Genomic DNA, 9,084 nt, shown 5'->3' with positions numbered 1-9,084 from the left:
GAGGCGACGGCGACGACGTTTCGGACGTTCGGCATGACCTCCTCGTCGAAGCCGTGTTCCTCGCCCGCCTCGGCGTAGAGGTCCGGTTCGAGGCCAACATCCCGGACCGCTTCGCGGACGGCGTTACCAAGTTCGAGCTCTCCGGGCGCAAAGGGGGTGTTGAACGCGAGCGAGACCGACGCCGTCTCGTCGTCGATCGTCACGTCGTTTATTAACCCCATCGTCACGATATCCTCACCGACAAGGGGGTCCTCGATCTCCCGCAGCCGCGTTTCGAGTTCCGCTTCGAGTTCGGTCATCTGATCGGTTTCATTACGGCGGGGAAACGTATGAGACTTTATTTTCGGACAACCCGCGGCCGGCTGCCTGATTACGTCAGTCGTAATAAAAAAAGAACCGCAATACAGCGGACCGCCGCCCGCCTACATCGCGGGCGGGAAGACGATACCGATGGCTACGGTCAGGAAGTACAGCCCGACCCACATCGAGACGATGAAGCCGATCAGGTACGTCAGCGCCATCAGCGCCTTCTCCATGTCACGCGGCTTCCCGAGGAACCACCCGAGGATCGCGGTGTACACCGGAACACCGATGATGATGAAGATGACCCACGTTCCGGGGTACATAAAGTTCCACGCTTGGAACTCCACCATCAGTCATCACCCTCCACGTGGGAGTGGCCCTCGCCACGGAGTTCCTCAATGGCGTGCAGTTCGATCACCGGGACGACTTTCACGATCACGAGGAAAAAGAGCGTACACAGCGCGATAGTCCCGACCAACGAGCCGATCTCGATCGGACTCGGGAAGTAGTGACCGGGCGTGTTGTAGTACATATCGAACGTCGGGTATTCGAGGCCCTCGAAGACGAACAGGATCTTCTCAGTCAGCGTGCCCGCGAGCACCAACAGCGATGCCGCAAGCGAGCGCATCGGACTGAAGAGGTGCGCTTTGACCGCCTGGGCGAAGATGTACGCCAGCGAGAGCAGGACGACGCCGATCGCGAACTGGTAGTAGGGGTTCGTGACCTTCGCCGCCGCGAAGCTTCGCTGGTCGAGCGGCGCCGCGTAGACGCCCGTGATGACCTGCTGAAGCTGTAGCCAGAGGAACAGCAGACTGAACAGTCCGAGCCACAGCGTCAGCCCGCGGATCACGTCATCCGTGAGGATATGATGCCAGTCGTAGGCACGCCGGAGCGCGAGCGCGAGGATGATCACGCCCGCGATGGCGGAGGTGAGCGCGATGGTCAGGAACTGCGGCCCCTGAATCGCACCCTGCCAGCCGGGCATCGACGGCAGCAGCGCGAAGAGCCACGGAATGACACCGCCGTGCAGCAACAGCGGGGCCATCACGATGACGCCCAACGCGAGCCACCAGACGATCCGCTCGATGACCTCGTCTTCAGCCTCAGAGTAGCCGATCGTCGCGACCTTGTACACCGGTTCGAGGATGTTCGGCAGATCGTCACGGAGTCGAGCAAGGTCATACCGGATGGTCAACCCGAGGTACGTGAGTGTCATCACCATGTACATCGTGATGACCGTCACGTCCCACACCAGCGGCGATTGGTGAACCGTCACCGGATACGCCTGGACGACGCTCGTGACGATGCGGTCGGGCCGGCCGACGTGGATGACGATGTAGAAGCCAGCCATGCTCAGTGCGCCAATGGTGAGCAACTCGGCGAGGCGGGCGACGGGCAGGTATCGTTTCATCCCGAACAGCCGGACCGCGGCCGAGAGGATGATACCGCCGTGTGCGATACCGACCCACCAGATGAACGCGCCGATGTACAGCCCCCATGTAACGCCCCCGGCGGACCCCCAGTCTGCGAGGTTCGTGACCGCAAGCCCGCGGCTGAGCTGGATCGACCAGAGGCCGAACCAGACGAGCGCGAGGATGCTGGCGGCTCCGAAGACGACGTAGTACCATTTCGCGGTGCTCTGCATCGGACGGACGATATCGTCGGTGTTCGGTGTTCTCGAACTCATTAGTCGTCACCCGCCCCGAAGGTGAACTGGTCGAGGTGGTGTTTTCTGTTGTCCTCGACACCGATCTGTTCGTAGGTGACCGGGCCGTCGATCTGCTCGGCTTCGGGGCCGGGTTCGTTGCCGAGGTACGTGACGTTCGGCTGGGTGCCGAGGTCCTCGAGCAGCTTGAACGCCGAGAGCTTCGCCCACGGCGTGACCGTATCGCCCCACTGCTCGCCGTTGTCGAGTTCGGTGTCGCGTTCGAACTCCTGCTCGGCGCGCTGTTTGAGATACTGTCGGGGTCGGCTCTCGGGGTCGTTGATGTCGCCGAAGTGGATCGCGCTCATGCCGGCGGCATCACACGCCTCCATGCAGGCGACTGTGCCCTGTTTCTCCTCGCCCTGGTGGCCATCTTGGCGGGAGGGACAGTACGTACACTTGCCCATGACGCCCTGCGGCGGGCGCATGTCGGCCCACTGACCGCGGTCGTCGTGGATGTGGTCGTTGCTGTCGACGAGTTGCTCGTGACGGTCCTCGTCGGGCATCTGTTTCAGCTCCTCGTAATCGTTCTCCGAGCCGGGGAGGTCATCGTACGGTACGTCGGGTTCGCCCCACTGGAAGTAGTTGACACCGTAGGGGCAGGCAACCTGACAGTACCGGCAGCCGATACAGATCTCGTAGTTGGTGAGTACGATGCCGTCCTTGTCGCGTGTGTGTCGCGCACGCACCGGACAGACCTTCTCGCAGGGCGCGTTGGTGCAGTGTTGACACGGTCGGACGAGGAAGTTCTCCTGGTCGGACTTCTCGTCCTCGTAGGTCAGGACGTACATCCAGTTCGCGCCGGTCGAGGTCTGGTTCTCTTGGATACAACCGGTGACACACTCGAGACAGCCGTCACACCGGTTGAGATCGATGACCATCCCGAGTTGCGTCCCGCTCGCGGAGGTGTCGCCAACCGGTTCGGCGCCGTACTCGTCGTCCTTTGGGTCGCCGGAACTCTGTGCCGAGGCAACGCCGCCGAGTCCGAGTGCCGCAGCCCCGGCACCCATCTTCTTCATCGTGTCTCGGCGGCTCTGGCTCGTGTCCGCGTCGACGTTTTTCAGTTGTTCGACGAGGCCCTCATCGCCGGTCAGGCGCTCGAAGATCCCGTCGTGTTCGTCGTCGTTTTCCGAGGCCTTCATTTCCTCGAAGGCGTCGACCGTCGGTCGGTCGTCGACGTCGAACTCATTTACAACTGCCTCGTTGTACTTGTCGTGGAACTCCGCCTCAGAGATTTCACCCTGGATGAGTTTCATGGCGTCCTCGGCCATGTCCATCCCGAGATCGGTGTCGTACTCGGTATCGTCGAGCATCTCCCGCATCTCGGACTCGTGATCGGCCCCCATCGGGTGGAACGATTCGTCCTCTGTGTTGTCGTTGTTCCCGCAGCCACAACTGTCGTTGCTGCAGGAATCGTCGTCTCTACTCATTTGGTAATCACCGTTGGTATCCGAATCCGAACCCGTGGAATCGCCACGGCCGTCGCCCGGTTCGAATGTCGGGTGCCCGTCGTTCGATGACCGAAAGCAGACGGACGCCCGGATGCGATTCCGGACGGCGCGAATAGATACCGCTTTCGCCGAGCGCGCGATCGGACGCTAGGCGTCCATTCGTCGTCCGCGCCCGATCGCCCCGCGACGACGGCCCATTCCCTAACACCCTCGATGGCTGGAGGTTCGGGGGCGGACCGGTCGCCCGTTTCGGCGGTTTGGTTCAGTATCCGAACGTTGCGTTTGCCCGCGTCACCGACGGACGGTCCCGTGCCGGGCGCTCCGACCCTACCGACCGGCTGCTGGCTCGTCCGGTCGGACGCCACCGGTACACAACTGCATTGCCGGCGGTTGTGGACACTCCACTTGGCCCGTCCCGTCCGGCGTCTGTGGGTGGATTTTCGCCTGTCGGCACCGGGCACTGCCATCACGGTGAGAGTTTGACTGAACGGTAATAAAGACTCCCCATTCCACCCGATAGGAGTCCGGAATCCGTCGTTTTGGGCTTCGGCAGGCTTATATTCCCATACATCATACTGTCTTGGCCGCTGGTCACCTCGACACTTCAAAACGGGCCCGGAACAGCGAATTTAACCGGCCGCCGCCCCCACATGCGACGATGACTGACGAGGACGACGCCCCCGAACGGGAGGCGTTCGACCACGACCCGATCGGACACGCACGGATCGACACCGGCATGAGCGTCGCCGAACTGGCCACCGAGTACGGCAACGCCGGCATCGGCGCGGCCGATGTCTCCGAGGCGATCGACGTCACCGCGGAGGCCTTCGGCCGCGAGGAGACGACCGTCTTCTTCGGGTTAGCCGGCGCGATGGTTCCCGCCGGAATGCGGGCCATCGTCGCCGATCTCATCCGAGCGGGCCACATCGACGCCTTAGTCACCACCGGCGCGAACCTCACGCACGATTCGATCGAAGCGATCGGCGGCAAACACCACCACGGCAGCCACGACCACCCCGACTACGAGGAAGAGGCGTTCGACGAACAACTCCGCGACGAGGGCGTTGACCGCATCTACAACGTTTACCTCCCACAGGAGCATTTCACGCTGTTCGAGAAGCATCTCCGGGCGGAGGTGTTCGATTCGATCGGCGAAGAGGTCGTCTCGATCGCCGAGTTCACCGCCGAACTCGGCCGGGCCAACGCCGAGGTCAACGAGCGCGAGGGGATCGACGAGGACGCCGGCATCGCCGCCGCGGCCTACGAGCACGACGTGCCGGTTCACGCTCCTGCGATTCAGGACTCAGTACTCGGATTGCAGGCGTGGCTCCACTCGCAGGTCAGCGGCTTCTCGCTCGATGCGCTCGCCGACATGTCGCCGTTGAACGACCTGGCCTACGAGGCCGATTCGACCGCGGCGATGGTCGTCGGCGGCGGGGTCCCGAAGAACTACGTCCTCCAGACGATGCTCGTGACGCCGGGGGCCTACGACTACGCCGTCCAGTTGACGATGGACCCGCCACAGACCGGGGGGCTCTCGGGGGCAACGCTGGATGAGGCCCGCTCGTGGGGGAAACTGAAAAAAGGCGCCAGAAACGTCTCTGTGTACGCCGATGCGACAATCACCCTCCCGTTGGTCGTCGCCGGCGCGCTCGATTCGATCGAGTGAGCGGGTCCTTCGCCTCCGAGGGAAGTAGGGAGGGGTAGTTTACCGCGTGGTGGTGTCGGTGCTTCCGCATTCGGGGCACTGGGTTAATTCCCCGAGCGGCGGGTGCTGGATCGTCCCCCACGCGTCGTCGCTCGGGGGCGCCTCGAACCCACACTGCAGGCAGCGGTGCTGTGTATCGACGGACATATATAATGATAGTTCACGCCAGTATATAAATTCTGCCGCCGACGGGGGATCGACCCCCGTTTCGGGTCCGTCGCCGAACAACTCGGTATGGAACGCCTCCGCGAGTCGCTCCACGGGGCCCCGATTATCGGTGAGGACGGTTACGAGTACGTGGTGCATTCGGTTAGCAGCGGCGTTCCGGACCGGCATCTTGCTCGTCGTGATCCGAAAGCGGGCCTGCGGCCGCAAGGGCAAGGTCCCCCTACACAAGACAACCGGCCACTTGCGACTCGGGGATGTACGTCAACGACATCGATTCGAGCGATCGGGGACTCACCGTCAACGACCTGCTCTCGACCGATGAGGAGCTCGCGGCGGTCTGCGACGCGCTTGACGACATTGGGGCCGACATCATCGTCGTCACCTGGATGGTCGGCGACTCCGCCATGGAGATGTCGACCACGAGGTGACGAAGGCTTGAACTACGAGTGATGAACTGTTTTAATACTCGCACGCGTACGCTTGCGATGGCCGATGACGAGTGCTCCATCTGAGCCGGTGTAGGCAGCCGGTAGTGACGAGCCCTATGAGTGCCGAGGCCACGTTTCTATCCACACATTTGTGTGGAAAAGTGAATGAGCATCGGAGAATCGCGTCTGTTATCCGCTGAGAGCGGATAGTCGTTAGCCGTGAACGTTCTCGGCACGTACAAGCGAAACGTTCATTATTGGGCACGATATTGATTGTGTTATATGCGCTTTGCCACCGCTTCCCGACGCTTGCCCGTCGATAGCGGTGTCTCCACGACCGCTATTATTGGGGCGTTTTAGTCCCGCTACACCCTACTCTTACTGTTCGGCCCGGTTCGCCCCGTTTCGTAATCGACGGTGTCGCAGTTTTGACGACGCCACGGACCCCCAGTCCACCCACGACAAACAACCACAAGATGTCAGAACAAATCGCAGTCACGGAGGAAGCGACCGAAGAACGCTCAGTTACCAGCGGTGCCGACGCCGTCGTAGCGGCGCTCGAAAGCGCGGGCGTCGAACACGTATTTGGCGTCCAGGGCGGGGCAATCATGCCCGTTTACGACGCCTTCTACGACGCGGCGTTGACCCACGTGACGATGGCACACGAACAGGCTGCGGCCCACGCCGCTGATGCATATGGCGTCGTCTCCGGCGACCCGGGCGTTTGCATGGCAACCTCGGGACCTGGCGCGACCAATCTCGTCACCGGGCTTGCGGACGCGGATATGGATTCGGACCCCATGCTCGCGTTGACGGGACAGGTGCCGTCGGACTTCGTCGGCAACGACGCATTCCAGGAGACGGACACGACCGGCGTCACCCGGCCGGTCACGAAAGCCAACTTCTTCGCCGACGACGCCGATACTGTCGGTGACACGGTCGGCGAGGCGTTCACCCTCGCCCGCGACGGCCGACCGGGGCCGACGCTCGTGGACCTCCCGAAAGACGTCACCCTCAACGACACCGACCGAACGCCCGACCGACCGGAACAACCCGAGAACTTCGAGGTACCCGACGCCGCCGACGGCGGAGCGGTCAGGGCGGCCGCGGAGGCACTCTCGGACGCTGACTGCCCCGTCATCCTCTCCGGGGGCGGTGTTATCAAAGGCGAGGCCTGGGACGAGCTCCGGGCCTTTGCCATCGAGTACGGTGTCCCCGTCGTGACGACGATGCCTGGTCTCGGGTCGTTCCCGGAAGACCACGCTCTCGCGATGGAAGTCGCGGGGATGCATGGCACCGGCTACGCCAACATGGCACTCCAACACAGCGATGTCATGTTGGCGGTGGGCACCCGTTTCGACGACCGGTTGACCGGCGGGGTCGAAACGTTCGCGCCGGAGGCCGACATTGTCCACGTGGACATCGACCCCGCGGAGATGTCCAAGAACGTCCGCGCGGACCACCCGCTGGTCGGCGACGCGGCGACGGTGCTTGACCAGTTGTACGACGCGATGGCCCGGGCACCCGACGCTAGTGAGTGGCGCGAGCAGTGCCAGACCTGGAAATCCGAGTATCCGATGGATTACGACACGCCCGCTGACGAACCGCTCAAACCACAGTTCGTCGTCGAGGCCGTGGACGCGCTGACACCGGACGACAGTATCGTCACCACGGGTGTCGGCCAACACCAGATGTGGGCGTTCCAGTACTGGACCTACACCGAGCCACAGACGTGGGTGTCCTCGCACGGCCTGGGGACGATGGGGTACGGTCTGCCCGCAGCGATCGGCGCCCGCTTTGCCGCCGACAACGACCGATCAGTCGTCTGCTTCGACGGCGACGGCTCGTTTCTGATGACCCTGGAGGAACTCGCCGTTGCGGTCCGCGAACATCTCGACGTCACGGTGATCGTCCTCAACAACGAGTACATCGGGATGGTCCGGCAGTGGCAGGACGCCTTCTTCGAGGGTCGACGCGTGGCTTCGGAGTACTCGTGGGGTCCGGACTTCGCGACACTAGCGGAGGCGTTCGGCGCTCGCGGATTCCGTCTCGACGACTACGACGAGGCCGAAGCGACACTTCAGTCCGCCCTCGACTACGACGGACCCTCGGTCGTGGATGCCCACGTTGACCCCGAAGAAGATGTCTACCCGATGGTCACCAGCGGTGGCAACAACGGGAAGTTCGCGATGAACGAAGCACAACTGGAGGAACTATGAGCAACGGACTGGACGGCCCCGGCCCTCACGAGCGAGCCCAGCCAACGGGTCGCCGAACGAAGCCGGGAACCGACGAGGACGAGGAGACAGAAAACATCGACCAGCGGGTGGTACTGTCAGCGTTCGTCGAGAACGACCCCGGCGTGCTGGCCGACGTGACCGGGCTGTTTGCCCGACGACAGATCAACATCGAGCGCATCGTGGGTGAGCCGGTTGGCGACGACGCACACTCTCGCATCACGTTCGTCGTCGAGCCACCGCACCCCGGCGTCAAGCAGGTGTCGAACCAGATTAAAAAACTCCGTCACGTCGTGACCGTCGAGCAACTCGACCGCAACGTCGCGGACCGACTCACCACCGACGTGGACGAGCCATAAGCCGTCCTGTTTTGTATTCGCACGAGCGTAGCGTAGTGGCTTGGGTTTCCAGTAGCGGCGACCCCTCCCCTCAGGTTACAAATACAGACATCACGTCCGACGGAAGGTCCGAACCGTATCTCGGTTCCCGCGTTCGGCGTCCACTTCGACGAACCCCAGTCCGTCGAAGACGTGTCGCCAGTTGCGGTAGTACAGCGGCACGTCGTCAGTGACGTAGTTGACCTCCGTTGGGGCCGACCGCGAGACGCCCCCATCGCCCTCATTTTCGACCGTAATGAGGACATCGCTGGTGATCCGGGCGATTTCCTCGAACACCCACTCGGCGTCCGGGTGAATGTGTTGGAAGGTTTCGACGGAGTACACCGCGTCGAAGCGATCGTCCGCGAACTCCCCGATGACGTCCTCGATCGCGCCGTGGTGAAACGTTCCCTCGCTGGCGAGATCGGGGTACGTCTCGGCCATCACGTCGAAGGCATCGCCGTTGAGTTCGATCCCCGACAGTCGCTCGAACCCGTGCTCGTGGAGGTGTGCGAGGTGTCGCCCGGAACTGCATCCCATCTCGATGATCGCCGCGTCCGGATCGAGAAACCGCTCGAATGTTTTACGAAGCATCTCGCTCGTTTCGTCCGGGCCGTAGTGTGCGTAGTACGCCGGCGAATACTCCCCGGAGCGAGTCTCCCACTGGTGTCTGACCTCGTTAGAATCCACGTCGGAGTTCCGCGACG

10 protein-coding genes are annotated in these 9,084 nt (G+C 62.7%); 4 read left to right on the top strand and 6 right to left on the bottom strand.

Features of this window, described 5'->3' with window-relative positions:
• The 4 genes from ACI944_RS07975 to ACI944_RS07960 all read right to left on the bottom strand — a co-directional run.
• Positions 1 to 299: iron-sulfur cluster assembly protein (locus ACI944_RS07975; RefSeq protein WP_411718523.1), on the bottom strand; the 299-nt coding region annotated here is incomplete at its 3' end.
• Positions 300 to 422: 123 nt separating this feature from the next.
• Complete coding sequence (locus tag ACI944_RS07970; protein WP_411718522.1) at positions 423 to 653, bottom strand: hypothetical protein; 231 nt, start codon at positions 651 to 653, stop codon at positions 423 to 425.
• Positions 653 to 1,990: an NrfD/PsrC family molybdoenzyme membrane anchor subunit gene (gene nrfD, locus ACI944_RS07965; RefSeq protein WP_411718521.1), complete on the bottom strand. Its 1,338-nt coding sequence runs from the start codon at positions 1,988 to 1,990 to the stop codon at positions 653 to 655. The genes ACI944_RS07970 and nrfD overlap by 1 nt, the downstream gene beginning before the upstream one ends.
• Complete coding sequence (locus tag ACI944_RS07960; RefSeq protein ID WP_411718520.1) at positions 1,990 to 3,438, bottom strand: 4Fe-4S ferredoxin N-terminal domain-containing protein; 1,449 nt, start codon at positions 3,436 to 3,438, stop codon at positions 1,990 to 1,992. Before ACI944_RS07960 ends, nrfD begins: the two co-directional genes overlap by 1 nt.
• Positions 3,439 to 4,117: 679 nt before the next feature.
• Between ACI944_RS07960 and ACI944_RS07955 the strand changes: the two genes are divergently transcribed.
• The gene (locus tag ACI944_RS07955; protein ID WP_411718519.1) at positions 4,118 to 5,128 is read left to right on the top strand and encodes a deoxyhypusine synthase; all 1,011 of its coding nucleotides are present in this window, start codon (positions 4,118 to 4,120) and stop codon (positions 5,126 to 5,128) included.
• 39 nt (positions 5,129 to 5,167) lie between these two features.
• Here ACI944_RS07955 and ACI944_RS07950 read toward each other — a convergent pair whose 3' ends face one another.
• On the bottom strand, positions 5,168 to 5,314 hold the full coding sequence (locus ACI944_RS07950; protein ID WP_411718518.1) for a hypothetical protein: 147 nt from the start codon (positions 5,312 to 5,314) through the stop codon (positions 5,168 to 5,170).
• A gap of 275 nt (positions 5,315 to 5,589) precedes the next feature.
• On the opposite strand from ACI944_RS07950, the gene ACI944_RS07945 reads away from it, so the two are divergent.
• The 3 genes from ACI944_RS07945 to ACI944_RS07935 all read left to right on the top strand — a co-directional run bounded on the left by ACI944_RS07945 (position 5,590) and on the right by ACI944_RS07935 (position 8,359).
• Positions 5,590 to 5,763 carry a hypothetical protein gene (locus ACI944_RS07945; protein WP_411718517.1) on the top strand — a complete coding sequence of 58 codons (174 nt, stop codon included), beginning with the start codon at positions 5,590 to 5,592 and terminating at the stop codon, positions 5,761 to 5,763.
• A gap of 476 nt (positions 5,764 to 6,239) precedes the next feature.
• Positions 6,240 to 7,982 (top strand): biosynthetic-type acetolactate synthase large subunit, encoded by a 1,743-nt coding sequence (ilvB, locus tag ACI944_RS07940; protein WP_411718516.1) that lies wholly within the window; start codon positions 6,240 to 6,242, stop codon positions 7,980 to 7,982.
• The gene (locus ACI944_RS07935; protein WP_411718515.1) at positions 7,979 to 8,359 is read left to right on the top strand and encodes an ACT domain-containing protein; all 381 of its coding nucleotides are present in this window, start codon (positions 7,979 to 7,981) and stop codon (positions 8,357 to 8,359) included. Before ilvB ends, ACI944_RS07935 begins: the two co-directional genes overlap by 4 nt.
• Positions 8,360 to 8,449: 90 nt before the next feature.
• On the opposite strand, the gene ACI944_RS07930 is transcribed toward ACI944_RS07935, so the two are convergent.
• Complete coding sequence (locus tag ACI944_RS07930) at positions 8,450 to 9,067, bottom strand: class I SAM-dependent methyltransferase (RefSeq protein WP_411718524.1); 618 nt, start codon at positions 9,065 to 9,067, stop codon at positions 8,450 to 8,452.
• Positions 9,068 to 9,084 lie beyond the last annotated feature (17 nt).

This window comes from Natronomonas sp., assembly GCF_046710025.1.
Classification (GTDB): Archaea; Halobacteriota; Halobacteria; order Halobacteriales; family Haloarculaceae; genus Natronomonas.
The sequence above is the reverse complement of the archived record's forward strand: the minus strand, read 5'-3'. Positions and strand labels throughout refer to the sequence as shown.

Coding starts and splice junctions, on each gene's coding strand:
- ACI944_RS07970 (WP_411718522.1), bottom strand. CDS start 653: ATGGTGGAGTTCCAAGCGTGGAACTTTATGTACCCCGGAACGTGGGTC.
- nrfD (WP_411718521.1), bottom strand. CDS start 1,990: ATGAGTTCGAGAACACCGAACACCGACGATATCGTCCGTCCGATGCAG.
- ACI944_RS07960 (WP_411718520.1), bottom strand. CDS start 3,438: ATGAGTAGAGACGACGATTCCTGCAGCAACGACAGTTGTGGCTGCGGG.
- ACI944_RS07955 (WP_411718519.1), top strand. CDS start 4,118: ATGACTGACGAGGACGACGCCCCCGAACGGGAGGCGTTCGACCACGAC.
- ACI944_RS07950 (WP_411718518.1), bottom strand. CDS start 5,314: ATGTCCGTCGATACACAGCACCGCTGCCTGCAGTGTGGGTTCGAGGCG.
- ACI944_RS07945 (WP_411718517.1), top strand. CDS start 5,590: ATGTACGTCAACGACATCGATTCGAGCGATCGGGGACTCACCGTCAAC.
- ilvB (WP_411718516.1), top strand. CDS start 6,240: ATGTCAGAACAAATCGCAGTCACGGAGGAAGCGACCGAAGAACGCTCA.
- ACI944_RS07935 (WP_411718515.1), top strand. CDS start 7,979: ATGAGCAACGGACTGGACGGCCCCGGCCCTCACGAGCGAGCCCAGCCA.